A 26,872-nucleotide genomic window follows, 5' to 3' on the forward strand; every position below is an offset into this window, starting at 1 on the left:
CCAGGCCGATACGCTCCAGAAGACCAGACCATGAACCGTGGCGAACCGGATCCCCTCTTGCCCCCGCACAGGGCCTCGGCGCTCGAATCGCTCGTGCCCAGCCTGCGGCTGATGGTCGGCCTCGTCATCGCGGCGCTCATCATCGCGGGGCTGTATTTCGGGCGCACCATCCTCGTGCCGCTGGCGCTGGCCTTCCTGCTGAGCTTCGTGCTCGCGCCGCCCGTGGACCGGCTCAGGCGCCTGCGCGTGCCGGACGTGGCCGCCGTGCTCGCGGTGGTGCTGGCCACGCTGCTGGTGCTGGGCGCGGGCGCCACGCTGGTGGCCAACGAGGCGCGGGCGCTGAGCGCCGAGCTGCCCTCCTACCAGAGCACCATCCGCGGCAAGCTGCGCAACCTGCGCAAGCAGATGCGCGCGCCCGGCATGTTCGACGGCGCCAAGCGCACGCTGGACATCGTGCAGCGCGAGGTGGACGCGGCCACCCCCGCCACGCCCGCCGCCGTGCAGAAGGTGCAGGTGCTGCCCCCGCCCGTCTCGCCCGCGCAGCAGGCGATGGCGGCGCTGGGCTCCGTGAGCGGGCCGCTGGCCGATGCCGCGCTGGTGCTGGTGTTCGTGATCTTCATCCTGCTCGACCGCGTGGACCTGCGCGACCGCCTGCTGCGCCTGTGGGGGCGCGACCTGCACCGCGCCACCGACGCGATGGACGAGGCGGGCGGCCGCATCACGCGCTACCTCACCATGCAGCTGCTGGTGAACGCGACCTACGGCATTCCGCTGGCCGCGGGGCTGTGGTTCATCGGCGTGCCGGGCGCGCTGCTCTGGGGCGTGCTGGCGGCGGTGATGCGCTTCGTGCCCTACGTGGGGCCGCTGATCTCCAGCGCCTTCCCCGTGGCGCTGGCGTTCGCGGTCGATCCGGGCTGGAGCCTGGTGCTGTGGACCATCGGGCTGATCGCGGTGCTGGAGCTCATCAGCAACAACGTCGTCGAGCCCTGGCTCTACGGCGCGAGCACGGGGCTGTCGGCCATGTCGCTGATCGTCTCCGCCACGTTCTGGACGGCGCTGTGGGGGCCGGTGGGGCTGGTCATGTCCACGCCGCTCACCGTGTGCCTGCTGGTCGTGGGGCGCTACCTGCCGCAGCTCGCCTTCCTGGACGTGCTGCTGGGCAGCCAGCCCGCGCTCGACGGGCCCACGCGTGTGTACCAGCGCCTGCTGGCCGGCGACGCGGACGAGGCCATCGAGCTGAGCGCGCAGCAGATCGACGCCGCCCAGGGCGGGGTGCGCGAGTTCTATGCGGGCACGGGCCTGTCCGTGCTGCGCATGGCCGTGGGCGACCACGCACGCGCGGCCACGCCGCACCACCGGCTGCGCGTGGTGGAGGGCATGGACGAGCTGCTGGACGAACTGGCCGAGCAGTACCCGCCGCCGCCCGCCATTGCCGCCGCGCGGCCCGGCGTGGCCTGCATCGGCGGCAAGTGGGAGGTGGACCAGCTTGCCGCGCGCATGCTGGCGCACGCGCTGCAGCTGCAGGGCTGCCCGGCGCAGGCGCACGCGCGCGGCGCGCAGCACGAGGCCGGCCCCGCGCTGGACGGCGCGCAGGTGGTCTGCCTCGCCTGGCTCGCGCCCGACCCGGCCGCCGTGTCCGCTTCTGCGCGCCACCTGTGCCGGCGCGTCAAGCGCCGCTGGCCGCACGTGCAGGTGGTATTGGCGCTGCTGAACGGGGCCGATGGCCTGCCGGGCGAAGAGGCGCCCGGGCAGTTCGGCGCCGATGCCGTCGCCACCTCGTTCGAGGAGGCGCTGCTGTGCATCACCCGCATGCAGGGCGCATCCGCCAGCAACCACTACGAGAACGCCCCCGTGCCCGAGGGCGACGCCGTGCGCGTGGCGGCTCTGCATGCCAGCGGCGCGCTGCACAGCGACGCGCTGGCCGCGCTGTGCCAGGGCGCGGCCCGGCGCGCGGCGGACATCTTCGACGTGCCCACGGCCATGGTCTCGCTGGTCGATGCCGAGACGCAGCACGTGCGCTGCGTGCACGGCGTGCACGGCGGCGGGGACATGCCGCGCGCGCTCTCGCTCTGCGGCCACGTGGTGGCCGGCGGCGGGCCGCTGGTGGTGCCTGACCTCGCGCGCGACGCGCGCTTCGCCGGCAACCCGCTGCTGCGCGAGCGCGCGCTGCGCTTCTACGCGGGCGCGCCGCTGCGCGACGGCGAAGGCCACGTGCTCGGCACGCTGTGCCTCATGGACGCCGCGCCGCGCAGCTTCGACGAGCGCGAGGCCCGGCTGCTGCAGGCCATGGCCGACGACCTCATGGCAAGCTGGCGCGGCGAACGCGCGCCCGGTCAGGGCGGCACGGACGCGCAGCCGCCCTCCGCCACCGTCGGCCAGCCTGTGCCGCAGTAGCCCGCCACCTCGGAAACTGGCGTGCCCCACGCCAGCAGACGCCGTGGAACTGGCTATGCCAGGAAGATGCTCCTTATTTCGTTCCGAAGATGCGGTCGCCCGCGTCGCCCAGACCCGGCAGTATGTAGCCGTGGTCGTTGAGCTCGCGGTCGATGGCGGCGGTGAAGATGGGCACGTCGGGGTGGGCCTTCTGCATGGTGGCCACGCCCTCGGGCGCGGCCAGCAGGCAGACGAACTTGATCGAGCGGGGCTGGAGCTTCTTGAGCCGATCGACGGCCGCGGCGGCCGAGTTGCCGGTGGCCAGCATCGGGTCCACCACGATCACGTCGCGCTCGGCCATCTCCGAGGGCATCTTGAAGTAGTACTCCACGGGCTGCAGCGTGGCCGGGTCGCGGTACAGGCCGATGTGGCCCACGCGCGCGCCGGGCACCACGTTGAGCATGCCGTCCAGGAAGCCGTTGCCCGCGCGCAGTATGGACACCAGCACGAGCTTCTTGCCGTCGATCATCCTGGCGGTCATGGTCTCCAGCGGCGTCTCGATCTGCACGTCCTGCAGCGGCATGTCGCGCGTGACCTCGTAGGCCATCAGCGTGGAGAGCTCGCCCAGCAGGCGGCGGAAACTGTTGGTGCTGGCGTCCTTCTTGCGCATCAGGGTCAGCTTGTGCTGCACCAGGGGGTGGTCGATGACGTGGACGTTGCTCATGGGCGGTGGCCTCTCGTGGTGTAGAGGGAAATAAATGGTTGGCAGGGGCGGAATTTTTGCACGCCGGCTGCCCGCGCGCGGCGGGATTCAGTCCGCCTGCGCCGCGCCCAGCAGCTGCGCGTAGCGCGCCATGTCCACGTTGCCGCCGCTGATGACGACGCCCACGCGTCTGCCGCGCAGCGCCACGCCGCCATGGCGCGCGCCCGCCAGGCCCAGTGCGCCCGTGGGCTCGACCACGATCTTCATGCGCTCGGCGAAGAAGTGCATGGCCTCGATCAGCTGGGCGTCGGTGGCGGTCACGATGTCGGACACGCCCGCGTGGATGATGGGGAAGGTGAGCGAGCCCAGCGCCTGGGACTGCGCGCCATCGGCGATGGTGCGGGGCGTGTCTATGCGCACGATCTTCCCTGCGCGCAGCGATTGCTGCGCGTCGTTGCCGGCCTCGGGCTCCACGCCGATCACCCGGCACTGCGGCGCCAGCCGCTGCGCGGCCAGCAGGCTGCCCGACAGCAGGCCGCCGCCGCCCAGGGGAACGAACAGGTAGTCCAGGTGCGGCACTTCCTCGAACAGTTCCTTGGCCACCGTGCCCTGGCCGGCGATCACGTGGGCGTGGTCGAAGGGCGGGATCAGCGTCATGCCGCGCTCGCTGGCCAGGTGCCGGCTGATGGCCTCGCGGTCCTCGGTGAAGCGGTCGTAGGTCACCACCTCGGCGCCGTAGCCGCGCGTGGCGGCTATTTTTGCGGCGGGCGCGTCCTCGGGCATGACGATGACGACCGGCATCTGCAGCAGGCGCGCCGACAGGGCGATGGCCTGCGCGTGGTTGCCCGAGGAGAACGCGAGCACGCCGCGCGCGCGCTGCGCGTCGCTGAACTGCACCAGCGCATTGAAGGCGCCGCGGAACTTGAACGCGCCCATGCGCTGCAGGTTCTCGCACTTGAAGAACAGCTCGGCGCCCAGCAGCGCGTCGGCGGTGCTCGACCGCAGCACGGGTGTGTGGTGCGCCATGCCCTTGAGGCGGTGGGCGGCTTCGGCGACGTCTTCGTAGGTGGGCAGGGGCGGGCGGGGCAGGCTCATGGCGGTGGGCGAAGGCTCGTGGAGGGAATGCGCAGACAGGCCAGCGCATCATAGCCGGCCTGCCCGGTTTTTTCAGTGAAAAAACCGCTAAGTGCCCTTGTGGCAAGCGCTGGCAGCTATCAAGTTTGATGTTTTTGGCTGGGCCAGAGCCAGGGAGCCCCCCGCGTGCGCGCCGGTGGCGGGGTATACACTTCGCCGACGCGGCTCCGGGCCGCATTTTTTGTTGGCTCCACGCAAAGGATTCGCAGCCATGGGTGCGCAATGGAAGGCAAAGGGCAAGGCGCTGGTCGCCGATGCCAAGGGCAGGCTTTTTGGCAAGCTGGTCAAGGAAATCATCGTTGCCGCACGCGCGGGGGCGGACCCGGCCGGCAATTCGCGCCTGCGCCTGGCCATCGAGGCGGCGCGCAAGGCGTCCATGCCCAAGGACACGCTGGAGCGCGCGATCAAGAAGGGCTCGGGCGTGGGCAGCGACGCCGTGAACTACGAGCGCGTGATCTACGAGGGCTTCGCGCCGCACCAGGTGCCGGTGATGGTGGAATGCCTGACCGACAACGTGAACCGCACGGCGCCGGAGATGCGCGTGTGCTTCCGCAAGGGCCAGATGAGCGCCGTGGCCTGGGACTTCGACCACGTGGGCATGATCGAGGGCGAACCCGCACAGCCCGGCGCCGACGCGGAACTGGCCGCCATCGAGGCCGGCGCGCAGGACTTCGAGCCCGGCGAGGAAGACGGCCAGACGCTGTTCCTGACCGACCCCACGGACCTGGACGCAGTCGCCAAGGCGCTGCCCGAGTTCGGCTTCAAGGTGCTGTCGGCCAAGCTGGGCTACAAGGCCAGGAACCCGGTGAGCATGGCCAGCCTGCCGCCCGAGGCGCAGGAGGAGGTGCAGGCGTTCCTGGCCGGCATCGAGAACAACGACGACGTGCAGAACGTGTTCGTTGGGCTGGTGGACTGATCAGGGATGCTCTGCACGAATCGTCGCGCCGCGTGCATCTGCGCGGCCTCGGGCGGTCTGCGGCGTTGCAAATGCTCGCAATAGCTCGGCTATTGCTGCGCTTTGCGCCTGGCAGCGCATCCCGATCCGCAGCGCCCGCTTGCCGCTCGATTCGTGCAGAGCATCCCTAGTGTTTGAAGCCCGACTCGCGCTGCGCCCGCAGCGCGAGCACGAAGACCGTGTCGATCTCCGCCAGATAGCGGTACAGCGCCACATAGCCGCGCGCGCCGCGTCCTATCACCAGCTCGCGCTTGCCGCCGCGCACGGGCCGTCCCATCAGCGGGCTGTGCGCCAGCACCTGCAGGGCGTCCAGAATGTCCTGCAGCCGGCTGGAAACGTCAGGTACCTCGAAGCGTGCCATGTGCTCGAAAAAGCGCTCGAAGTCGTCCAGGACCTCTGGCGCCAGCTCGATGCGGGCCATCTCACCGCACCAGCTTGCGGGCCGTGGGCTTGGCGGGCGCCCGGCCCGCGGCGCGGGCCTGCAGGTAGGCCTGGGCATCGGCCCACGGCACGGATTGGCCGGTTTGCACCAGGGTCGCCCATCGTGCGTCGGCAATGCGGTGCAGTTCCTCGTCCACCTCGGCGCGCTCCATGGCCTCGGTCAGCGCTTCCAGGATGAGCGCATGCTGCGACTTGCCCGCGCGCTCGGCGGCGGCGGCAATGCGGGCCTTCAAGGCATCGTCGATGCGGATCGTGGTGGTGGACATGGCGGCAACTCCTGCATCAAGGCGGAAGGAACCAGGTTAATGTAGCGCATTTGTGATACATGACGCTCTGCCGCCCGCGCTGCAATGGCCGATGCGGCGTCCATCGTGAACGAAGGAGCGTCAACGTTTCACCGTGGACACATCCTGGCCGAACAGCACTTTCTTCGCGGCCTCGTCCACGGTGGGCGCGGCGTTCACCGTTTGCGCCAGCGCGTAGGCGCGTTCGGTGGCGGGGCGCGCGCGGATGCGCTCGAACCAGGCCTGAAGGTGCGGGAAGTCCGACAGATTCTGGCGCTGGCGCTCGTGCGGCACGATCCAGGGGTAACAGGCCATGTCGGCGATGGAGTAGTCGCCCGCGATGTACTCGCGGCCGTCCGCCAGGTGCCTGTCGAGCACGCCGTACAGGCGCGCGGTTTCCTTCACGTAGCGGTCGATCGCGTAGGGGATCGGCTCGGGCGCGTACTGGCCGAAGTGGTGGTTCTGGCCGGCCATGGGGCCCAGGCCCCCCATCTGCCAGAACAGCCACTGCAGCGCCTCGTTGCGCCCGCGCAGGTTCTGCGGGATGAAGCGGCCGGTCTTGTCGGCCAGGTACAGCAGGATGGCTCCCGATTCGAAGACCGGCAGCGGCGCGCCGCCGTCTTCCGGCGCCTGGTCCACGATGGCGGGGATGCGGTTGTTGGGCGCGATGCGCAGGAACTCGGGCGCGAACTGCTCGCCGCGGCCGATGTTCACCGGGTGGATGCGGTAGGGCAGGCCGCTTTCCTCCAGGAACAGCGTGATCTTGTGGCCGTTGGGCGTGGTCCAGTAGTACAGGTCGATCATGGGTATGCTCATCGAACAATAGCTGTTTGCGCTTGCTGCATAAGCGCTACGGGCTGTTTTGGCTGAAATCTGTCAGCGCTTCTTGCCGCCGAAAATACCGCCCAGCACGCCGCGCAGGATTTCCTTGCCCAGGCTGGTGCCCATGGTGCGCACGGCCGACTTGGCCATGGTCTGCACCAGGCCGTCCTTCTTGCCGCCGCGCGGGCCGGTGCTGCCGAACAGCACGTCGTTGAGCTCGCCCATCAGGCCGCCGCCTTCCTGCGCCGCCGCACCGCCCGGCGCCGGGGCGATGGTGCCGGATGCGCCATCCGCGCGGCCGCGCAGCTTCTCGTAGGCCGACTCGCGGTCCACGGGCTGCTCGTAGGTGCCCGCGACCAGCGAGCCCGCGATCAGCGCGCGCCGCTGGCCGTCGGTGATGGGGCCGATCTGGCTGCCGGGCGGCAGCACGTAGACGCGCTCGGTCTCGCAGGGGCGGCCCTTGGCGTCCAGGAAGCTCACCAGCGCCTCGCCCACGGCCAGCTCGGTGATGGCGGCCTCGATGTCCAGGCCCGCCTTGGGGCGCATGGTGGTGGCCGTGGCCTTCACGGCCTTCTGGTCGCGCGGGGTGAAGGCGCGCAGCGCGTGCTGCACGCGGTTGCCCAGCTGGGCCAGCACGCTGTCGGGAATGTCCAGCGGGTTCTGCGTGACGAAGTACACGCCCACGCCCTTCGAGCGCACCAGGCGCACCACGAGCTCGATGCGCTCGACGAGCACCTTGGGCGCCTCGTTGAACAGCAGATGGGCCTCGTCGAAGAAGAACACCAGTTTGGGCTGCTCGGGGTCGCCGATCTCGGGCAGCCGCTCGAACAGCTCCGACAGCATCCACAGCAGGAAGGTGGCATACAGGCGCGGCGAGTTCATGAGCCTGTCGGCCGCCAGGACGTTGATCACGCCGCGCCCGTCCACGGTCTGCATGAAGTCCTCGATGTTGAGCATGGGCTCGCCGAAGAACTTGTCGCCGCCCTGCGTCTCGATCTGCAGCAGGCCGCGCTGTATGGCGCCCACGCTGGCGCTGCTGATGTTGCCGTACTGCGTGGTGAAGTCCTTGGCGTTGTCGCCCACGTGCTGGAGCATGGCGCGCAGGTCCTTCAGGTCCAGCAGCAGCAGGCCGTTGTCGTCGGCGATCTTGAACACCAGGTTCAGCACGCCCAACTGGGTCTCGTTCAGGTTCAGCATGCGCCCGAGCAGCAGCGGCCCCATGTCGGAGATGGTGGCGCGCACGGGGTGGCCCTGCTCGCCGAACACGTCCCACAGCGTGGTGGGGCAGGCCACGGGCTCGGGCGTCGCCAGGCCGCGGTCGGCCAGCGTCCTGGCGAGCTTGTCGCCGACGCTGCCCTTCTGGCTGATGCCGGTGAGGTCGCCCTTCACGTCGGCCATGAACACCGGCACGCCGATGCGCGAGAACTGCTCGGCCAGGGTCTGCAGCGTCACCGTCTTGCCCGTGCCGGTGGCGCCGGTGATCAGGCCATGGCGGTTGGCCAGGCCCGGCAGCAGGTGGCATTGGGTGGAATCGCGCTGTGCGATCAGGAGAGGTTCGGCCATGGCAATCCTGTGGAGGAGTGAGTCAAAAGTAAAATCCCGGCCGCAAGATTAAATCAATCAAAGGACTCTGCAGTGGCAGGACACAGCAAATGGGCCAACATCCAGCACCGCAAGGGGCGCCAGGATGAAAAGCGCGGCAAGATCTGGACCCGCATCATTCGTGAAATCACGGTTGCCGCCCGCCAGGGCGGGGGCGACGCCGCGGCCAACCCGCGCCTGCGCCTGGCCATCGATAAGGCCAAGGCCGCCAACATGCCGGCCGACCGGATCAAGTACAACATCGACAAGGCCTCTGGCACCCTCGAAGGTATCAACTACGAGGAAATCCGCTACGAGGGCTACGGCATCGGCGGCGCCGCGATCATCGTGGACACCATGACCGACAACCGCGTGCGCACCGTGGCCGAGGTGCGCCACGCCTTCAGCAAGTACGGCGGCAACATGGGCACCGAGGGCTCGGTGGCCTTCCAGTTCAAGCACGCGGGCCAGCTCATCTTCGCCCCCGGCACCAGCGAGGACAAGGTGATGGAGGTGGCGCTGGATGCCGGCGCCGAGGACGTGATCACCGACGACGACGGCGCCATCGAGGTGCTGACGGCACCCGGCGACTTCGAGGCCGTGAAGAACGCGCTGGAGGCCGCGGGCCTGAAGGCCGAGGTGGCCGAGGTCACCATGCGCCCCGAGAACACCGTCGCCCTCGAAGGCGACGACGCCGCGCGCATGCAGAAGCTCCTGGACGTGATCGAAGACCTCGACGACGTGCAAGAGGTCTATCACAACGCAGAACTATGAAGATACTGGTCATTGGCGGCGGCGGCCGGGAACACGCGCTGGCCTGGAAGCTCAGCCAGTCCCCTAAAACCACCAAGGTCTACGTGGCGCCGGGCAACGGCGGCACGGCCCTGTCGCCCAGGTACGAGAACCTGCCCATCACCGACGTGGTGGCGCTGCGCGAATGGGCGCAGGCCAACAAGGTCGGCTTGACCGTGGTCGGCCCCGAGGCGCCGCTGGCCGCGGGCGTGGTGGACGAGTTCCGCGCGCACGGCCTGCGCATCTTCGGTCCCACGAAGGCCGCCGCGCAGCTCGAGAGCTCCAAGGCCTTCTCCAAGGCCTTCATGCGCCGCCACGGCATTCCCACGGCGGACTACGACACCTTCACCGACCCGGCCGCGGCTCACGCCTTCGTGGACCGCCTGGGCGCGCCCATCGTCGTCAAGGCCGACGGCCTGGCCGCCGGCAAGGGCGTGGTGGTGGCGATGACTGCCAAGGAAGCCCACGACGCCGTGGACTTCATGCTGGTGGACAACAAGTATGGGGTGGCGCACAACGAAGGCGGCGCGCGCGTCGTGATCGAGGAGTTCCTCGAAGGCGAGGAAGCCAGCTTCATCGTGCTGTGCGACGGCAAGAACGTCGTCGCCCTGGCCACCAGCCAGGACCACAAGCGCCTCAAGGACGGCGACCAGGGCCCGAACACCGGCGGCATGGGCGCCTACTCGCCCGCGCCGGTGGTCACGGCCGACGTGCACGCGCGCGCCATGCGCGAGGTCATCCTGCCCACCATTCGCGGCATGGAGAAGGACGGCATCCCCTACACGGGCTTCCTGTACGCAGGCCTGATGATCGACGCCACGGGCCACCCCAAGACGCTGGAGTTCAACTGCCGCATGGGCGACCCCGAGACCCAGCCCATCCTGATGCGCCTGAAAAGCGACCTCGTCGAGGTGCTGGGCGCGGCCGTGGACGGCAAGCTGGACCAGGTCGAGCTGCAATGGGACCGGCGCACGGCGCTGGGCGTGGTCATGGCCGCGCACGGCTACCCCGACAGCCCGCGCAAGGGCGATGCGATCACCGGCCTGCCGCAGGACGAGGACGACGCCATGGTGTTCCACGCCGGCACGCAGCTCGGCGATGACGGCGTGGTACGCACCAGCGGCGGGCGCGTGCTGTGCGTGACGGCCCTGGCCGACAACGCGCGCCAGGCGCAGCAGCGCGTGTACGACGTGGCGCGCGGCATCTACTTCGACGGCGCGCAGTACCGCCGCGACATCGGCCACCGCGCCGTGAAGGGCGGCTGATGGGCCAGGCTCTGAATCCCGCGGCCGGCGTGGCTCAGGTGCGCGCCTACCTCGTCGGCCTGCAGTCGCGCATCACCGGCGCGCTGGAAGAGGTCGAAGGCGAGGGCGGCACGCGCTTTCGCTCCGATGCCTGGCAGCGCGAGGCCGGCTCGCCCCTGCAGGGCGACGGCATCACGCGCATCCTGGAGGGCGGGCGCGTGTTCGAGCGCGCCGGCTGCGGCTTCAGCCACGTGCGCGGCCCCAGCCTGCCGCCCTCGGCCACGCAGCACCGGCCCGAGCTGGCGGGCGCGCCGTTCGAGGCCATGGGCGTCTCCCTCGTGTTCCACCCGCGCAACCCCTACGTGCCCACGGTGCACATGAACGTGCGCATGATCGCCGCAGGGAATGCCTGCTGGTTCGGCGGCGGCATGGACCTGACGCCGTTCTACGGCTTCGAGGAGGACGCGGTGCACTTCCACCGCGCCTGCCGCGACGCCCTGGCGCCCTTCGGCGAAGGCCTGTACCCGCGCTTCAAGACCTGGTGCGACGAATACTTCTTCCTCAAGCACCGCAATGAGCAGCGCGGCGTGGGCGGCATCTTCTTCGACGACTTCTCCGAACTCGGCTTCGGGCAAAGCCTGGCCATGACGCAAAGCGTGGGCGACGCCTTCCTCGGCGCCTACCTGCCCATCGTGCAGCGGCGCATGGACACGCCCTGGGGCGAGCGCGAGCGCGACTTCCAGCTCTACCGCCGCGGGCGCTACGTGGAGTTCAACCTGGTGTGGGACCGCGGCACGCACTTCGGCCTGCAATCGGGCGGGCGCACCGAATCCATCCTGCTGTCCATGCCGCCGCTGGCTGCCTGGGCCTACCAGCGCGAAGACGCACCGGGCACGCCCGAGGCAGAACTCGGCGCGCGCTTCCTGCTGCGCCGCGACTGGCTTTGAGCCCCGGCGCGCTATATTGACCCCATCCTTTCACTGAAGACCCCCTGATGACCACTTCCCCCAAATCGGAAACCGCCGCCAAGAAAGACGTGACCCGGCTCCAGCGCGCCATCGTCGATGGACTGGAGGACGTCAAGGCGCAAGACATCCAGGTCTTCAACACCGAGCATCTCTCCCCGCTGTTCGAGCGCGTGATCGTCGCCACCGGCAGCTCCAACCGCCAGACCAAGGCGCTGGCCGCCAGCGTGCGCGACGCCGTGCGCGAGGCCGGGTTCGTCAAGCCCCGCACCGAGGGCGAGGACAACGGCGAGTGGATCATCGTGGACTGCGGCCAGGCCGTGGTGCACGTGATGCAGCCCGCCATCCGCCAGTACTACCGCCTGGAGGAAATCTGGGGCGAGAAGCCCGTGCGCATGAAGCTGGGCGCGGCCAAGCCGCGCAAGATCACGGCGTCGGAGGATGCGAGCGCCGCCCCGGCGAAGAAGACCGCTGCGAAAAAGGCGCCCGCAAAGACGGCGCCTGCCAAGGCGGCGGCCAAGGCCCCTGCCGCCAGGAAGGCCGCTCCCGCGGCAAAGAAGCCAGCCGTGAAGAAGCCTGTGGCGAAGAGGCCGGCCGCCAAGAAGGCACCCGTGAAGACCGTGGTTGTCAACAAGCCCGTAGCGAAGAAGGCTGTGGCCAAGGCGCCTGTGAAGAAGGCCCCCGCGAAAGCGCCCGCGCGCAAGGCACCGGCGCGCAAGGGCTGATGAAGCTGCTCATCGTCGCCGTGGGCCAGCGCGTGCCCGACTGGGCCGCGAGCGCCTACGACGACTATGCCAAGCGCTTTCCGCCCGAGCTCAAGGTGGAGCTCAAGGCCGTGAAGACCGAGCCGCGCGGCTCCAAGACGCTGGAGACCCTGTACGCCGCCGAGCGCGAGCGCATCGAGGCCGCCATACCGCGCGGCACGCGCATCGTGGCCCTGGACGAGCGCGGCACCAGCCTGACCACCAAGGCGCTGGCCGAGAGGCTCAAGGGCTGGCAGCTGGGCGGCGACGACGTGGCCCTGGTCATTGGCGGCCCCGACGGGCTGGACCCGGCCTTTCGCCAAGCCGCGCACGAGCGCATCCGCCTGTCGGACCTGACGCTGCCGCACGCCATGGTGCGCGTGCTGCTCATAGAGCAGCTGTACCGCGCCTGGTCGGTGAACGCGGGCCATCCCTATCACCGCGAATGATCCTGTTTTGATAGCTGTCAGCGCTTGCTGGATGGGCGCTGCGCCGCGATCCGACCATAAAATCTGCAATGGCCGACTTCATCTACCTCGCCTCGCAAAGCCCGCGCCGGCGCCAGCTGCTGGAGCAGCTGGGCGTGCGCCACGAACTGCTGCTGCCCGACCCCCATGAAGACGCGGAAGGCCTGGAGGCCGTGCAGCCCGGCGAGTCCCCGGTGGCCTACGTGCAGCGCGTGACCGCGCTCAAGCTAGATGCCGCCGTCCTGCGCCATGCGCGCCGCGGCCTGGCGCCCGCGCCCATCCTGTGCTCGGACACCACGGTGGCGCTGGACGGCCGCATCTATGGCAAGCCCGAGGACGCGCGGGACGCCGCGCGCATGCTGTCAGAGCTGTCGGGCCGCGAGCACCAGGTGCTCACCGCCGTGGCGCTGCAGGCGGGCGGGCGGCGCCTGGCGGCGCTGTCGGTCTCGCGCGTGCGCTTTGCCGCCATGACGCCGGCGCAGATCGCCGCCTACGTGGCCAGCGGCGAGCCCATGGGCAAGGCGGGCGCCTATGCCATCCAGGGTCCGGCGGCCCAATACGTGGAGAACATGGACGGCAGCTACACCGGCATCATGGGGCTGCCGCTGTTCGAGACGGCCGGCTTGTTGCGCGCCGCCGGGGTGCTGCGCGACTGATTCCATTTCTCAATCAACCGATTACTTTGTCGGCTTCGCTGTGGCCGTACTGGTTGTACTGTCTGCGCTTCGCCTTCGCGTACTCAATGGATTGGGAAATGGAATGACTACTGCAGCGTGTGGCTGGCCAGCCGCGCCGCGTTGGGGATGTGGATGTCGCGCTTGTCGATGCGTATCAGGCCGGCCTCTTCCAGATCGTGCAGCACGCGCGAGAAATACTCGGGCGTGATGGACAGGCGCGAGGCGATGGTGGCCTTGCTCACCGGCAGCGACACGTTCAGCGTGACTCCGTCCTTGCACCCCGTGGCGCCGGCGCCGTTGGCGCTGTCCTCGGGCAGCGAGTGCAGCAGATAGCCGATCACGCGCTGCATGCCGCTGTGCAGCGAATAGGCCTGCACGTCATGCACCAGGCCGTGCAGGCGGCGTGAGATGCCCGCCAGCATGTGCATGGCAAAGCGCGGGTCGTTCTCGATCTCGCGCACCACGGCCGCCTTGCCGACGCTGAGCACCAGCGCATCCGCCAGCGCCTGGGCGTTGATGATGTAGGGCTTGTCGGTGAACATCAGCGCCTCGGCGAAGCTCACGCCGGGGCCGGCGAGCTCGATCACTTTCTCCTGCCCCGTGGGCGAGATGGCGAACAGCTTGATCTGTCCGGTGACCGTCACGTGGAATTCCTCGCAGGGCATGCCCACGTGGAAGACGCTGTCTCCGCGTGCGTAGCGGCGCAACCGGCAGCCCGTGGCCAGCCGCTGCAGCTCGGCAGGCGTCATTTCCTGGAATAGCGGCAGGGCAGCAAGGTAGCGCGGGATGTCGAATTGCTGGATGTCCATGAAGGGGGATTATTGTTGGTAATAACCCGTATGGGGGGAAATATTCATGTATTTCCATGAAATCCGCCAATTTCGCCACGATTCGCACACCGGCCATGCGCGGGGCCTGCCGGGCGCGCTTCCGTGGATGGCCGGGGTGCCGTCAATGCGAGGTGCCTTCGCTGCGGGTGATCTTGTTCCACACGTTGTATTTGCCCACCGGCTTGGCCATGGGCAGGCGCTTGACTTCCCGGAAGGTGGCGGCGTCGTAGACGATGAGGGCGCCGTCCATTTCCCAGACGCTGGCCAGCGCGTAGCGGCCGTCGCGCGTGAACTCGATGTGGGCGAGCGTCTTGCCCGGCTCGCGCACCTCGGCCACGGGCTCCAGGGTGCGCTTGTCGATGATGGTGAGGCGGTCCTTGGCGTCCTTGCTCATCATGGAGTCGGTCCAGGCATAGGGCGTGTTTTCATGGCTGCGCATGAAGAAGCCGGCGCCGGGCGTGGGGATGGTGCGCAGGTTCTTCCAGCTTTGCATGTCGATCACGTCCACGCCCGTGCCGCCCAGATTGGGGCTGGCGAGCACGGTGGTGCCGTTCCACGCGAAGGTGATGCCCGATCCCAGGTGGGGCATGCCGGCGATGGGCAGGTCGGCGATCTTGCGGCGCACGTCCAGGTTCACCACCTGGGCGCTGGCGGCCTCGGACTTGCCGGCCTGGGGGCGGGTGGCGCCCAGCACGTGGCGGTAGCTCTGGTCGAAGAAGAAGTCGTCCAGCGGCTCGGACAGCGGCGTGCGGCGCACGCCCAGGTAGCCGGGCTTGGCAATGGCCTCGCCCATCTTGTAGTCGTGCACCAGGCCGTCGTAGATGGGCGCGGCCTTCTTGTCGTAGGAGATCTCCCAGATCTCCGGAATGTCCTTGAGCGCCACGACGAAGCTGTTCCTGGGCGTGGCGTCGTAGACGGCGGAGACGCGCGAGCTCGCCTTGCCGTCGAGTGTGGCGGCCTCGTAGGTCTTGACGAGGTTGAGGTCGGCGTCGAACAGCGCCAGGCTGTGCGGCAGGTAGTTGGCGGCCATGATCCAGCGGCCGTCGCCGCTCACGGCCACGTTGCGCATGTTGAGGCCCGCGCGCACCTCGGCCACCACCTGCAGGCGCCACAGGTCGTACTTGGTGATCCAGCCGTCGCGCGAGCCGAAGAAGACGTAGCGCCCGTCGGGCGTGAACTTCGGCCCGCCGTGCAGGGCGTAGCGGCTGGCGAAGCGCGTGATGACCGTGAAGCGGTCGCCGTCGAGCAGCGAGACATGGTGGTCCCCGCCCTCGACCACCACGAACAGGTTCATGGGGTCGGCGCTCCACTTCGGCCTGACGGGCTCGTCGTCCGGCAGCGGGGTGGCGATGCGCGATGCGCGGATGTCGGCCTCGCCCCAGCGCGGCGCGGGCACGGCCGGGGTGCGTATCCAGTCCGCCAGGGCCTGGATCTCTGCGCCCGAGAGCTGGCCGGCATAGCCCGCCATCTGCGTGGCCTGGCGGCCCTCGCGGATGACGCGCAGCACCTCGGCGGGCCGGGTGCGCTCCAGGCTTTCGGGCAGCAGGGCCGGGCCCATCAGTCCCGTGCGCTGGGCGCCGTGGCAGCTGGCGCAATGCTGCTGGTACAGGGCGGGGGCGTCGAGCGTGCCGGCCGCAGCATGGGCAGTGTGCAGGGGGCCGGCGAGGGCCAGGGCGAGGATGGCGGCGGCGCGCAGGGCAGGGCGTGGCAGGTCAGGCATGGGCAATTTCGATCGTGCGGCCGGTGCGGCGCTTGGCAACGGGTTCGAACGGCGTGGAGGCGGCGCCGACTTCGGCGTCCGTCAGGTAGCAGCCCGGGTCCTCGAACCAGAAGTCGCCCGTGAGCTGCTGGGCGCGCACGCGGGTGTTGCCGTTGCAGATGGCCAGGTGCCTGCAGCCGCCGCAGCGGCCCTGCACCGGGCGCGGGCGCTGCTTGAGGCCGGCCATCAGCGGGTCGCTGACGTCGTTCCAGATCTCGGAGAAGGGGCGGTCGCGCACGCAGCCCAGGTCGTGGTGCCACCACATGGTGTCGGGGTGCACGTGGCCCAGGTTGTCGATGTTGGCGATCTGCTGGCCGCTGGCGTTGCCGCCCCAGGCCACGAGGCGCTGGCGCAGCGGTTCTTCCCACTGCGGCAGGTGCCGGCGCACCCATTGCAGCAGGTAGGGGCCGTCGGCGTCGTTGTTGCCGCTCACGTAGTCGTCCATGCTGCCCGCCTGCGCGGCGGCCCAGGCGCGGTCGAACAGCATGTCCATGGCCGCGCGCGTGGCCTGGTGCTGGGCGTCCTTGTCGCGGTGGATGTTGCCGCGCCCGGCGTAGTTGAGGTGCGAGAAATAGAACTTGTGCGCGCCCACCTCCTGCATCAGGTCGAGCAGGGCGGGCAGGTCGTGGCCGTTCATGGCCGTCATCGTGTAGCGCAGGCCCACTTTCACGCCCACTTCGTCGAGGTGGCCGATCGCGGCCAGGCTGCGGTCGAACGCGCCTTCGAGGCGGCGGAACTTGTCGTGCGTGGCCTTCAGGCCGTCGAGGCTGATGCCCACGTAGTCGAAGCCCGCATCGGCGATGCGCCGCGCCATGGGCGCGTCGATCAGCGTGCCGTTGGTGGACAGGCCGGTGTAGAAGCCCATCTCGCGCGCGCGGGCGGAGATCTCGAAGATGTCGGCGCGCAGCAGCGGCTCGCCCCCCGAGAGGATGAGCGCGGGCACGCCGAAGGCCTTGAGGTCGTCCATCACCGTAAACACTTCCTGCAGCGAGAGTTCGCCCGCGTAGTCGTGGTCGGCGGACAGGGCGTAGCAATGCTTGCAGGTGAGGTTGCAGCGACGGATCAGGTTCCAGATGACGACCGGGCCGCGCGCCTTGCGGTCCTTGGTGAGGGGGTATTCGCCTGTGGCTTGTGCCTGCGCGAGTTCGCGCATGTATTGGCTGATGCGAAACATGGTGTGGGCCTCTTGTCAATCTTTCAAACGCAGGCCGGTTTTCTTCAGGATGGCCGTGGAGTACAGGATATCGTGCCCGCGGCAGGCGTCGCCCAGCAGGGCCACGATGTCCTGTGCCTGGTGCTCCACGGCCTCGCGGCTGGTGCCGTGCAGCATGGCGAACAGGTTGTAGGGCCAGCCGGGCAGGTGGCGTGGGCGGCGGTAGCAGTGCGATACGCCGGGCAGCTGGGCCACCAGCGGGCCGAGCTCGGAAACGCGCTCGTCGGCCACGTCCCACACGCTCATGCCGTTGGCGGTATAGCCCAGGCGGTAGTGGTTGGGCACGGCGCCGATGCGGCGGATCAGCCCCTGCGCCAGCATCTGCGCCAGGCGTTCGCGCACCTGCTCGCCGGGCACGCCCAGCATGGCACCCACGGCCTCGTAGGGGCGGGCCACCAGGGGCAGGCCGCCCTGCGTGGCGGCGATCAGCGCGCGGTCAAAGGCATCCAGCGCCATGGCGTTCTCCGGTCTGGGGCAGGGCGGGCAGGCGCAGCTCGACGAAATACTCCTCTTCCTTGGGGAAGGCGAAGACTTCGAGTCCCACCGCGTCCTGGATGCGGGCGATGGCATCCTGGGCCAGCGCGGGCGATTCGGCGGCGACGACGAACCACATGTTGAGCCGGTGCGTGCGCCGGTAGTTGTGCGCCACCTCGGGAAAGCTGTTGACCACGGCGTTCACCACGTCGAAGCGCTCCTCGGGCACGGCGATCGCCGCGAGCACGAACTGGCCGCCGGCGCGCTCGATCTGGAAGAGCGGGCCGAAGCGCGTGAGCACGCCCTGGGCCAGCAGCTGGTGCAGGCGTTCGATGACGCGCTCCTCGCTCCAGCCGAGCTGCTCGCCCACGGCGGCAAAGGGCCTGTCCACGAGCGGAAAGCCACCATGCAGGTGGTCGATCAGGCAAGCGTCTTCGGGCGTGAGCATGCAGCGCTCCTTCTGGTGGATGGGCAGGGTGCGGGGCATGGCGGGCGCGGGCGGGGTGAAGCGGCGCGCGCCGGTCTGCTTGAAGCGGCGCAGCGAGAACAGCGTGGCCTGGGGCTTGCCTGCCAGGCCGGCCTGGGCCACGGCGCGCGCGACGGTGGCGTGCACGCTGTCGCGGTCGCGCCCATGCACCATGCAGTACAGGTTGTAGGGCCAGTCGCGGGTGCGTGCGCGCTGGTAGGCCAGGGTCACTCCCGGCACACTTGCCAGGGCTTCGCCGCAGGCGTCCACCTCGCTCTCGGGCACGTCGAACACAGTCATGGCGTTGGCCGTGAAGCCCAGTTCATGGTGGCGCACCACCACGCCGAAGCGGCTGACGGTGCGCTCGTCGAGCCAGCGCTGCAGGGTGCGCAGCACGGCCTCTACGGGCTGCTGCAGCTGCTCGGCCCACAGGTCGTACGGCCGCTCCACCAAGGGCAGCCCCCGCTCGGCCAGGGCCGCCAGGGGCTGGTCTTGCGCCTGCAGCGGCGTTTGCGCCCAGTGGGTGGCGCCGCTGGAGGGCGACTGGCTGGCGCGCAGGTCGAACCCGGTGTCGATGCGGTAGGGCCGCAGCATGGGCAGGCGCTGCACGGGCAGGCCAGTCTCGGCCTCGATGCTGCACAGCAGTTTTTCGACCTGTGCGGCGTCGGGCCCGGTGGCTACGAACCACAGGTTGGTGGCGTGTTCGCGCTCGTAGTTGTGGTTGACGCCGGCGTGGCTGGAAACGATGGCGGCGACGGCCTCTAGCCGCTGCGGCGGCACGGCCATGGCTGCCAGCAGCGATGCGCCGCCCGCGCCGGGAGCAAACACCGCCCCGATGCGGCTCAGGCTGCCCTGGCGCTGCAGGCGCTGGTAGCGGGACAGTACGTCTTCGGCATCCATGCCCAGGCGCTCGCCGATCAGGGCAAAGGGCTCGTGGCACAGGGGAAAGCCGCGCTGCCAGGGGTTGAGCAGGGCCAGGTCGAGGTGGTGCTGCGCGGTGTGCACGGCTCAAAACCCCATGCGCTGGGCACGTGCGGTGAAGAAGATGCCGCTGGGCGCATCCACGGGCAGGCTGGCCTGCAGTTGCCGGGTGTGCGTGTCGTACACCTGCACGCGGTTGTCGTCGCGGCAGCTGATCCACACCGATTCGCCGCGCGGCGTGAACTCCATGTGCAGCACGGCCTTGCCGGGCGCGATGGTGTCGATCACCTGCCCGCTGGGCGTGTCTATGACCTGCACGCGGTTGTAGTCCGGCACCGAGAAATTGACCCACACCTGGCGGCCGTCGGGGCGCGCCATGACGAACACGGGCTGGCCCGCGACGGGAATGCGGCCGACCTCGGCCCAGGTGGCGGTATCGACGACAAGCACCTCGTGGCGGCCGATGGCGGGCAGGTAGGCGCGCCCCCCGGCCATGGCCCAGCCGCGCAGGTGGGGCATCTTGTAGACGGGCAGGGGCTTTTCGCCGCGCCCGTAGCCGGCCAGGATGCGGCGCGCGCGCGGCGTGGCATCCCACAGGTCCACCATGGCCAGGCCGTCCTCGCCGAACAGGCCGGCGATGTAGTGGCGGCCGTTGGGCGAGAGCAGGGCGTCGTAAGGCTGGCGGCCGATGCCGGCCAGCGTGGTGACCCGGGGCTTTCTCGGGTCGCTGCAGTCGGCGATGCAGATGGCTTCGGCGTCGAACAGGCTGTAGACGAAGCGGCGCTGGGGCAGGTCGGCCAGGCCCACGACGCGCGAGCGCTCGCCATTGGGCATGAGGGCGGGGATGTCGGAAAGAAGCTCCAGCGTGGCGGCGTCGAATACCTTGATGCCGCCGGGCGTGTAGTTCTGCGCCACGACCAGGCTGCCGTCGGCGCTGATGGCGCCGCCGATCGAGTTGCCCGCCTGCATGACGCGGTGGGTGATGCGCTGCTCCAGGATGTCCACGCGGGTCAGCGCGCCGTCGCGGCCGAAGACATAGGCGAAGCGCTCGTCGCGCGAGAACACCACCGAGGCGTGGGAGAGGTCGCCCAGGCCCTCGACGCGGCCTGCGGCCTCGCGCCGGCTGGTGTTGACGAGGGTGAGCGCGCCTTTGGCGCGCTCTATGACCACGCCCAGGTCGCCCGTGCCCTGCAGGGCGGAGGCCTTGGACGTGGCGGAGGATGCGGAGGTGGCTGCGCAGCCGCCTGCCAGCAGTGGGGCCGCGGCGGCGAACGACAGCAGGGAGCGCCTTTTCATGGGGCTTGGCTCCTCATTTCTTCGGGGAAACCGCTGGCCAGCTGTTGGGCGATCCACAGGGCCTCCGTGCCGCTGAGCAGTGCGCTCCAGGGCGGCATGGGCGTGCCGGGGATGCCGTGGATGATGACGGCGGCCAGGTATTCGGGAGGCTTGGCGGCCAGGGCCTGGCGCGTGAGCGCCGGGCCCAGGCCTCCGGTGAGACGCATGCCATGGCACGAGCCGCAGTCCTGCCGCACCATGCGCACCAGCTGTGCGGCGCGCTCGGGCGCGGGGGCGGCTGGCGTTTGCGCGCCCGCCGCCGCTGCTGCGAGCGCCAGGGTGAGGGAGAGGAGTGCGTTGCGTGCCATGGCGGGTCCCGGGTTACGGCATCAATAGACGTCGTGCTGCGTGTTGTACACGTTGAACTTGCCTGTGGGCGTGATCAGCCTCGGGTCGTTGAGCACGGCCTTGCAGGTGCGGGTCTTGTCGTCGACCACCACGATGGCCGACTTCTTGTTCTTGGCGCTCCAGACGGAAAACCAGACCTCGTCGCCCTTCTGGTTGTACTCGGGCTGCACCACGCGCTTGGCGCCGTCGTCGTCCAGCTTGGCGCAGGCGGCGATGTCGATGACCTGAGGCTCCTTGGACAGGTCGCGGATGTCGAACACGGCCACGCTCTGGCTGATCTTGGGATCGGGGTTGAGCGCGGTATCGACCCACAGGTTGTTGGACTTGGGGTGCGTCTTGATGAACAGCGAACCACCGCCCTGGCCCTTGAGCGACTGCACCACCTTCCAGGCGTTGGCCTTGTGCTTGGCCGGGTCGGTGCCGATCACCGCGATGCTCTCGTCGCCCAGGCCCGAGGTAGCCCAGACGGGGCCGAACTTCGGATGCTTGAAGTTGGCGCCGCGGCCCGGGTGCGGGATCTTGCCCACGTCCACGATGGCTTCCAGCTTGCTGGTCTTGGTGTCGATCACCACGACCTTGTCGGAGGCGTTGGCTGCCGTCAGGAAGTAGCGGCGCGAGGCGTCGAAGCCGCCGTCGTGCAGGAACTTGGCGGTGTCGATCTGCGTCGTCTTCAGGTTCGTCAGGTCGGTGTAGTCCACCATCCAGATCTTGCCGGTTTCCTTGGCGTTGACCAGGAACTCGGGCTTCTGGTGGCTGGCCACGATGGCGGCTACGCGGGGCTCGGGGTGGTACTGGTTGTTGATGTCCATGCCGCGCGTGCCGACGACCTTGCGCGGCTTGAGCGTGTCACCGTCCATCAGCACGAACTGCGGCGGCCAGTAGGTGCCGGCAATGGCGATCTTGTCTTCCCAGCCCTTGAACTTGGAGGTCTCGACCGAGCGCGCCTCCAGGCCGATCTTGATCTCGGCCACGTTGTCGGGCTTCTCCATCCACAGGTCGATCAGGTTCAGGCGTGCGTCGCGGCCGATCACATACAGGTAGCGACCAGAAGCCGACATGCGCGAGATGTGCACCGCGTAGCCGGTCTTGACGATGTTGATGATCTCTTTGGTGTCACCATCGATCAGCGCGATCGTGCCGTCATCCCGCAGGGTGACCGACATGATGTTGTTGATGTTGTAGTTGTTCATCTTCTTCGTGGGCCGCTGGGCGACGGGCACGTATTCCTTGCGCGTCTTCTCCATGTCCGCCAGCGAGAACTCGGGCGGTGTGGGAGGGTCTTGCTGCACGTAGCGCGCCATCAGGTCCACGGTCGCCTCGTCGAAGTCGCCCGAGGTCAGCCAGTTGGGCATGCCGGCCGGCGAACCGTAGGCGATGAAGGTCTTGAGGTAGTCGGTGCCTCGCTCCAGCGTGATGTCGGGCGTGAGAGGCTTGCCCGTGGCGCCCTTGCGCAGTACGCCGTGGCAGCCGGCGCAGCGCTCGAAGTAGATCTGGCGCGCGCGGTCGAACTCGGCCTGCGTCATCTTCGGGGCCTTGGGGTTCGTGCTCTGGTACATGGGCACATCGCCTACGGGCGAGCTGCCGGCACCCATGTAGTTCTTCTCGGTCTCCGAGACCGGTTTGGCATTCTGGGCCATTGCTGTGGCCGACACCAGGGTGGCGGCCGCAAGCGCAACCAGCCTGGCAATCCTCTTTGCTGTCATTGTGGGTCCTCTGCGTCGCGGATCAGCGCTTAGGTGGCTCCCTGCGGATGCATGGGGCCATCTCGCGAGGTCGCTGTCCATTCCCTCTTTATGCGAGTGACCATATCGTCGCCGCGGACATTGCAAACTGTCCTTGAACTGGTTCAAGGACGGACGCGGTGTGGTCTTTGAACAATGGAGCCCATCCCACGATCTGCCAAGAAAGGCCGACATGAGCTTCATAGAAGATGCACGCTGGTTCACCGCCACTCCCGCCGCAGGTGCGCCTGGCATGCCCACCCTCCCGGGGCGCGTGACCCTGGTGGGGGCCGGCCCGGGCGATCCGGAACTGCTCACCTTGCGCGCGGTGAAGGCCTTGCGCGGGGCCCGCCTGGTGCTCTACGACCATCTGGTGGGCAAGGAGGTGCTGCGCTACGTGGCCGAGGATGCCGACCTGATCTACGTGGGCAAGGAGTCCTCGCACCACACGCTGCCCCAGGAGTCCATCATCGACCTCATGGTGCGTCTGGCGCGCAGCGGGCGCAACCTGGTGCGGCTCAAGGGCGGCGATGGCTTCATCTTCGGACGCGGCGGCGAGGAGGCGCAGGCGCTGGCCGAGGCCGGCATCGCCTTCGACGTGGTGCCCGGCATCACGGCCGCCCAGGGGGCGGGCGCCTGCGCCGGCATTCCCCTGACGCACCGCGACCACGCGGCCACGCTGGTGTTCGCCACCGGCCACCTGCGCGGCGACAACGAGGTGGCGCTGGACTGGGAGGCGCTGGCCCGCCCGCGCCAGACCGTGGTGATCTACATGGGCATGGGCACGCTGCCCGTGATCTGCGAGCAGCTCGTGCGCCACGGTCTGCCCGCCAGCACGCCCGCGGCATTGGTGGAGCAGGCATCGCTGCCCGGCCAGCGCTGCGTCACCGGCACGCTGCAGGAATTGCCAGCCCTGGCGCGGCAGCACAAGGTGCGGCCGCCGGCGCTCATCGTGGTGGGCGAGGTGGTGGCGCTGCAGCCGCAGCTGATGCGGGGCATGCAGGCGACGATGGTGTGAGGAGGCCGTCAGGCCGGCCCGTGGGGCGGGCCGGTTTCAGGCATCATGGGCGCCTCATCCGGCAAAGCCCATGCAACAAGACATTCTCATCAACTGGTCGCCCCAGGAAACGCGCGTGGCGGTGGTCGAAAACGGCGCCGTGCAGGAGCTGCACGTGGAGCGCGCCCTGGAGCGCGGCCTGGTCGGCAACGTGTACCTGGGCAAGGTCTCGCGCGTACTGCCCGGCATGCAGTCGGCCTTCATCGATATAGGCCTGGAGCGCGCCGCCTTCCTGCACGTGGCCGACGTGTGGCAGCGCCAGGAGGGGGGCGAGGCGCCCATGTTCGCGCGCAAGAACGAGCCGCTTGTGCCGATCGAGAAGCAGGTCTTCGAGGGCCAGTCGCTGATGGTCCAGGTCATCAAGGACCCGATCGGCACCAAGGGCGCGCGTCTTTCCACCCAGATCAGCATCGCCGGGCGGCTGCTGGTGTTCCTGCCGCAGGACGACCACATCGGCATCTCGCAGAAAATTCCCCAGGAGGAGCGCGACGCGCTGCGCGCGCGCCTGCAGGCGCTGGTGGGCGACAAGTCCGCGGGCGGTGGCGGAGGCTTCATCCTGCGCACCAATGGCGAGGATGCCAGCGATGCGGAGCTGGCCGAGGACATCACCTATCTGCGCAAGACCTGGGCGGGCGTGCGCCAGGCGGCGCTGAACCGCCCGCCGACCTCGCTGCTGTACCAGGACCTGAGCCTGCTGCAGCGTGTGCTGCGCGACCTGGTGGGCGAGGAGATGCAAAGCATACGCCTGGACTCGCGCGAGCAGTTTGCCGCGCTGCAGAAGTTCGGGCGGGAGTTCATGCCGGCGGCGGTGGCCAAGCTCGAGTTGTACAAGGGCGAGCGGCCGATCTTCGACCTCTATGCGATCGACGAGGAAATCGCCCGTGCCCTGGGCCGGCGCGTGGACCTGAAGTCCGGCGGCTACCTGATCGTGGACCAGACCGAGGCGCTCACGACCATCGACGTGAACACCGGCGGCTACGTGGGTGCGCGCAATTTCGACGACACCATCTTCAAGACCAACCTGGAGGCCGCCGGCGCCATCGCGCGCCAGCTGCGCCTGCGCAACCTGGGCGGCATCGTGATAGCGGACTTCATCGACATGCTGCGCGAGGACCACCAGGCGGCCGTGCTCGCCGAATTCAAGAAGCAGCTCGCGCGCGACCGGGTCAAGACCATGGTGGGCGGCTTTTCGCAGCTGGGCCTGGTGGAGATGACGCGCAAGCGCACGCGCGAGTCGCTCGCCCACATGCTCTGCGAGCCGTGCCCCACGTGCCACGGCGTGGGCGAGGTCAAGACGGCGCGCACCGTGTGCTACGACATCCTGCGCGAGTTGCTGCGCGAGGCGCGCCAGTTCAACCCGCGCGAATTCCGCGTGATTGCTTCTCCCAAGGTGGTGGAGCTGTTCCTCGACGAGGAAAGCCAGCACCTGGCGGGACTGTCCGACTTCATCGGCAAGCCGATCTCGCTGCAGGCAGAAACGGCCGTGGGGCAGGAGCAGTACGACATCGTGCTCCTTTGACATCGGAAGGGCCGCGAAGGGGGGCATAGGATAATCCGGCGTTTCACCTGTCGATATCGGCGAAGCCCCGGAGCCGCGGGGTACTTGGCGCCGGTATCCCCATGCATGCAACGGTTCTTTTGCCTTTCCCCCGTCCGGCTGTGGCCGGTCCTGCTGTGCTGGCTCTGGGGCATGCTGTGCGCCAGCGCCTCGGCGGCGGCGCCCCAGGTGCTCCAGGCGGCGGTGCTCACTTCGCTGGCGGGCACGCAGGAGGTCTCCCTTCCCCATGTGCTCGGCCCCGCCGACTTCGCCCCCGAGGGCAGCCGCGTGCGCTACCGCCTGGATTTCGACCTGCCGGCGGCGGCCGTCGCAGCCGCGGGGGACGAGCCGCTGGGTGTCTATGTGCCCAAGATGAGCCTGGCGGGCCGGCTCATGCTCAACGGGGAGCGCGTCGGGGCCTGCGATCTCGATGCGCTGGAGCGGCTGCGCTGCCTGCACCGCCCCTACCTGTTCGCGCTGCCCGCAAGCCATTGGCGGGTCGGGGCCAATACGCTGGAGTTCGAGATCTTCGCCACAAACCGGCAGATGAACGGCCTGTCGACCGTGACGATAGGGCCTGCGCACCAGCTCCGCGACGGCGCGTACGGGTGGCGCAGGTTCGTGCAGGTGACCGTGGCCAATGGCCTGGCATGGGCGGCGTTCTGCATGGGGGGCATTGCGCTGTGCGTGTCGCTGGCGCTGCGGGGGGACCGCCTGTACGGCTGGTTCGGCACCACGGCCCTGGCCATCGCACTGAGCAACCTCAACTACACGCTCACCGCGCCGCCCGTGCCGCCGCAGCTCTTCAGCTGGTTCGTGTTCAGCGTCAACCAGGCCATGGTGCCGCTCTTGATGCTCACGGTGCTGTCCTTCTTCCGCCGCGACTGGCCCTGGGTGCGGCGCGGGCTTGTCGTGTTCATGCTGCTGGGGCCCGCGGCCGTGTGGTTCAGCGGCAGCAACCGCACCGTCGTCGCGCTGCTGTACGTGCCTTTCATGCTGTTCGGGCCGCTGCTGGCCGTGGCCGCCATCCGCTGGGCATGGCGTTCTCACCGCAAGGCTGGCCTGTGGATGGCACTGTCGTTCTTCGCGGTGGTGGTGGTCAGCTTCATCGACTGGTTCCGGCTCACCGGCCGGTCGGCCTTCGAGGGCATCTACCTCATCACCTATGTGATACCCAGCACCGTCGTTGTGATGGGCGGGACGCTGGCCAGCCAGCTCGCGACGGCCCTGCAGACGGCACGCGAGCTCACGGCCACCCTGGACAAGCGGGTGGCGGAGCGCACCGAGGCGCTGACGATCGCGAACCAGCGCCTGGAGGCGCTGTCCACCACGGACGGCCTGACGGGTCTGGCCAACCGCCGCCATTTCGACGACACCCTCGCCCGGGAGTGGCAGCGTGCGCGCCGCCTCCATCATCCGCTGGCGCTGCTCATGATCGATGCCGATCATTTCAAGCAATTCAACGACACCTACGGGCACCTGGCGGGCGATGATTGCCTGCGCCAGGTGAGCCGGATACTGAAGCAGCGCCTGCTGCGCGGCAGCGACACCGCGGCGCGTTTCGGCGGCGAGGAATTCGCCGTCATCACCAGCATGGACCTGGAGGGCGCGCTCCATATCGCCGAACTGATCAGGCAGGACGTCGAGAACCACCCCGTCTCCGTCGATGGCCGGGACGCCGTACGTGTCTCCGTCAGCATAGGCCTGTCGGCGCTGGTGCCGGATGGCGATTGCGCGCCGGAGCAGCTGATATCGCTGGCCGACGATGCGCTGTACCGCGCCAAGCGCGCGGGGCGCAACTGCGTGCGCGCCGCGGCGCAGTGCCTGGCCGCCTGACGATCGCCTGAGTACGGCGCACGCCCTCGGATTCAAGCATAAAAATGGCCTCTAGCGCTTATCTGGACTTACTTTCCGCAGGTCGCCAGACGCATTTGCGCGTAATTTCCCGGTCGCGGGAAGGTCAAGGTTGGCGCGGTACTTCCAAGTCGATGAGACGCTCGGTCTGCTCCTCCCACTCACGCATAAGCTGC

General features: G+C 68.9%; 25 protein-coding genes and 1 pseudogene. 11 read left to right on the forward strand and 15 right to left on the reverse strand.

What is annotated here, in order from left to right; genetic code table 11:
• The first annotated feature begins 30 nt into the window (after positions 1 to 30).
• Positions 31 to 2,394: an AI-2E family transporter gene (locus ACX12L_RS17840; protein ID WP_459263797.1), complete on the forward strand. Its 2,364-nt coding sequence runs from the start codon at positions 31 to 33 to the stop codon at positions 2,392 to 2,394.
• 73 nt (positions 2,395 to 2,467) lie between these two features.
• Here the strand turns inward: ACX12L_RS17840 and upp are convergent, their stop codons facing one another.
• Positions 2,468 to 3,097 (reverse strand): uracil phosphoribosyltransferase, encoded by a 630-nt coding sequence (upp, locus tag ACX12L_RS17845; RefSeq protein WP_459263798.1) that lies wholly within the window; start codon positions 3,095 to 3,097, stop codon positions 2,468 to 2,470.
• A gap of 87 nt (positions 3,098 to 3,184) precedes the next feature.
• A complete protein-coding gene (locus tag ACX12L_RS17850) occupies positions 3,185 to 4,171 on the reverse strand; it encodes a threo-3-hydroxy-L-aspartate ammonia-lyase (protein ID WP_459263799.1) in 987 nt (328 codons plus the stop codon).
• A 250-nt stretch (positions 4,172 to 4,421) separates the two neighbouring features.
• Between ACX12L_RS17850 and ACX12L_RS17855 the strand changes: the two genes are divergently transcribed.
• A complete protein-coding gene (locus ACX12L_RS17855) occupies positions 4,422 to 5,126 on the forward strand; it encodes a YebC/PmpR family DNA-binding transcriptional regulator (RefSeq protein ID WP_459263800.1) in 705 nt (234 codons plus the stop codon).
• A 166-nt stretch (positions 5,127 to 5,292) separates the two neighbouring features.
• On the opposite strand, the gene ACX12L_RS17860 is transcribed toward ACX12L_RS17855, so the two are convergent.
• From ACX12L_RS17860 to ACX12L_RS17875, 4 genes are all read right to left on the reverse strand, one after another.
• Positions 5,293 to 5,586: a type II toxin-antitoxin system RelE/ParE family toxin gene (locus ACX12L_RS17860; RefSeq protein WP_459263801.1), complete on the reverse strand. Its 294-nt coding sequence runs from the start codon at positions 5,584 to 5,586 to the stop codon at positions 5,293 to 5,295.
• A gap of 1 nt (position 5,587) precedes the next feature.
• Entirely contained in the window at positions 5,588 to 5,872 is a 285-nt protein-coding gene (locus tag ACX12L_RS17865) for a ribbon-helix-helix protein, CopG family (RefSeq protein WP_459263802.1), read from the reverse strand.
• A gap of 120 nt (positions 5,873 to 5,992) precedes the next feature.
• Positions 5,993 to 6,694, reverse strand: coding sequence for a glutathione binding-like protein (locus tag ACX12L_RS17870; protein WP_459263819.1), 702 nt, complete (start codon positions 6,692 to 6,694; stop codon positions 5,993 to 5,995).
• Between the two features lie 72 nt (positions 6,695 to 6,766).
• Positions 6,767 to 8,275, reverse strand: coding sequence for a helicase HerA-like domain-containing protein (locus tag ACX12L_RS17875; RefSeq protein WP_459263803.1), 1,509 nt, complete (start codon positions 8,273 to 8,275; stop codon positions 6,767 to 6,769).
• Between the two features lie 72 nt (positions 8,276 to 8,347).
• On the opposite strand from ACX12L_RS17875, the gene ACX12L_RS17880 reads away from it, so the two are divergent.
• The 6 genes from ACX12L_RS17880 to ACX12L_RS17905 all read left to right on the forward strand — a co-directional run bounded on the left by ACX12L_RS17880 (position 8,348) and on the right by ACX12L_RS17905 (position 13,160).
• Positions 8,348 to 9,067 carry a YebC/PmpR family DNA-binding transcriptional regulator gene (locus ACX12L_RS17880; RefSeq protein WP_459263804.1) on the forward strand — a complete coding sequence of 240 codons (720 nt, stop codon included), beginning with the start codon at positions 8,348 to 8,350 and terminating at the stop codon, positions 9,065 to 9,067.
• Entirely contained in the window at positions 9,064 to 10,350 is a 1,287-nt protein-coding gene (gene purD / locus ACX12L_RS17885; RefSeq protein WP_459263805.1) for a phosphoribosylamine--glycine ligase, read from the forward strand. The genes ACX12L_RS17880 and purD overlap by 4 nt, the downstream gene beginning before the upstream one ends.
• Complete coding sequence (hemF, locus tag ACX12L_RS17890) at positions 10,350 to 11,276, forward strand: oxygen-dependent coproporphyrinogen oxidase (RefSeq protein WP_459263806.1); 927 nt, start codon at positions 10,350 to 10,352, stop codon at positions 11,274 to 11,276. Before purD ends, hemF begins: the two co-directional genes overlap by 1 nt.
• A 47-nt stretch (positions 11,277 to 11,323) precedes the next feature.
• Positions 11,324 to 12,019: a ribosome silencing factor gene (gene rsfS / locus ACX12L_RS17895; RefSeq protein ID WP_459263807.1), complete on the forward strand. Its 696-nt coding sequence runs from the start codon at positions 11,324 to 11,326 to the stop codon at positions 12,017 to 12,019.
• Positions 12,019 to 12,486, forward strand: a complete 468-nt coding sequence (gene rlmH / locus ACX12L_RS17900; protein WP_459263808.1) for a 23S rRNA (pseudouridine(1915)-N(3))-methyltransferase RlmH — start codon at positions 12,019 to 12,021, stop codon at positions 12,484 to 12,486. The genes rsfS and rlmH overlap by 1 nt, the downstream gene beginning before the upstream one ends.
• A 68-nt stretch (positions 12,487 to 12,554) precedes the next feature.
• The gene (locus ACX12L_RS17905) at positions 12,555 to 13,160 is read left to right on the forward strand and encodes a Maf family protein (RefSeq protein ID WP_459263809.1); all 606 of its coding nucleotides are present in this window, start codon (positions 12,555 to 12,557) and stop codon (positions 13,158 to 13,160) included.
• Between the two features lie 107 nt (positions 13,161 to 13,267).
• Here the strand turns inward: ACX12L_RS17905 and ACX12L_RS17910 are convergent, their stop codons facing one another.
• The 9 genes and pseudogenes from ACX12L_RS17910 to ACX12L_RS17950 all read right to left on the reverse strand — a co-directional run bounded on the left by ACX12L_RS17910 (position 13,268) and on the right by ACX12L_RS17950 (position 22,230).
• Entirely contained in the window at positions 13,268 to 13,990 is a 723-nt protein-coding gene (locus ACX12L_RS17910; RefSeq protein WP_459263810.1) for a Crp/Fnr family transcriptional regulator, read from the reverse strand.
• Positions 13,991 to 14,132: 142 nt separating this feature from the next.
• The gene (locus ACX12L_RS17915) at positions 14,133 to 15,731 is read right to left on the reverse strand and encodes a cytochrome D1 domain-containing protein (RefSeq protein WP_459263811.1); all 1,599 of its coding nucleotides are present in this window, start codon (positions 15,729 to 15,731) and stop codon (positions 14,133 to 14,135) included.
• Complete coding sequence (gene nirJ / locus ACX12L_RS17920) at positions 15,724 to 16,944, reverse strand: heme d1 biosynthesis radical SAM protein NirJ (RefSeq protein WP_459263812.1); 1,221 nt, start codon at positions 16,942 to 16,944, stop codon at positions 15,724 to 15,726. Before nirJ ends, ACX12L_RS17915 begins: the two co-directional genes overlap by 8 nt.
• 15 nt (positions 16,945 to 16,959) lie before the next feature.
• Complete coding sequence (gene ahbB, locus ACX12L_RS17925; RefSeq protein ID WP_013518990.1) at positions 16,960 to 17,439, reverse strand: siroheme decarboxylase subunit beta; 480 nt, start codon at positions 17,437 to 17,439, stop codon at positions 16,960 to 16,962.
• The gene (locus tag ACX12L_RS17930; RefSeq protein WP_459263820.1) at positions 17,420 to 17,905 is read right to left on the reverse strand and encodes an Lrp/AsnC family transcriptional regulator; all 486 of its coding nucleotides are present in this window, start codon (positions 17,903 to 17,905) and stop codon (positions 17,420 to 17,422) included. The genes ahbB (ACX12L_RS17925) and ACX12L_RS17930 overlap by 20 nt, the downstream gene beginning before the upstream one ends.
• Before the next feature lie 123 nt (positions 17,906 to 18,028).
• Positions 18,029 to 18,928: pseudogene (gene ahbB / locus ACX12L_RS17935) on the reverse strand (siroheme decarboxylase subunit beta); the annotation flags it as partial.
• Between the two features lie 3 nt (positions 18,929 to 18,931).
• Positions 18,932 to 20,140 (reverse strand): cytochrome D1 domain-containing protein, encoded by a 1,209-nt coding sequence (locus ACX12L_RS17940; protein WP_459263813.1) that lies wholly within the window; start codon positions 20,138 to 20,140, stop codon positions 18,932 to 18,934.
• The gene (locus ACX12L_RS17945) at positions 20,137 to 20,487 is read right to left on the reverse strand and encodes a c-type cytochrome (RefSeq protein ID WP_416399987.1); all 351 of its coding nucleotides are present in this window, start codon (positions 20,485 to 20,487) and stop codon (positions 20,137 to 20,139) included. The genes ACX12L_RS17940 and ACX12L_RS17945 overlap by 4 nt, the downstream gene beginning before the upstream one ends.
• A gap of 21 nt (positions 20,488 to 20,508) precedes the next feature.
• Entirely contained in the window at positions 20,509 to 22,230 is a 1,722-nt protein-coding gene (locus ACX12L_RS17950) for a cytochrome D1 domain-containing protein (RefSeq protein WP_459263814.1), read from the reverse strand.
• A 211-nt stretch (positions 22,231 to 22,441) separates the two neighbouring features.
• On the opposite strand from ACX12L_RS17950, the gene cobA reads away from it, so the two are divergent.
• The 3 genes from cobA (at position 22,442) to ACX12L_RS17965 (ending at position 26,678) form a co-directional block, all read left to right on the forward strand.
• A complete protein-coding gene (gene cobA / locus ACX12L_RS17955; RefSeq protein WP_459263815.1) occupies positions 22,442 to 23,266 on the forward strand; it encodes a uroporphyrinogen-III C-methyltransferase in 825 nt (274 codons plus the stop codon).
• A 70-nt stretch (positions 23,267 to 23,336) separates the two neighbouring features.
• Complete coding sequence (gene rng / locus ACX12L_RS17960) at positions 23,337 to 24,824, forward strand: ribonuclease G (protein WP_459263816.1); 1,488 nt, start codon at positions 23,337 to 23,339, stop codon at positions 24,822 to 24,824.
• 105 nt (positions 24,825 to 24,929) lie between these two features.
• Positions 24,930 to 26,678 (forward strand): sensor domain-containing diguanylate cyclase, encoded by a 1,749-nt coding sequence (locus tag ACX12L_RS17965; protein ID WP_459263817.1) that lies wholly within the window; start codon positions 24,930 to 24,932, stop codon positions 26,676 to 26,678.
• Positions 26,679 to 26,872 lie beyond the last annotated feature (194 nt).

Source organism: Alicycliphilus sp. T452, assembly GCF_054512775.1.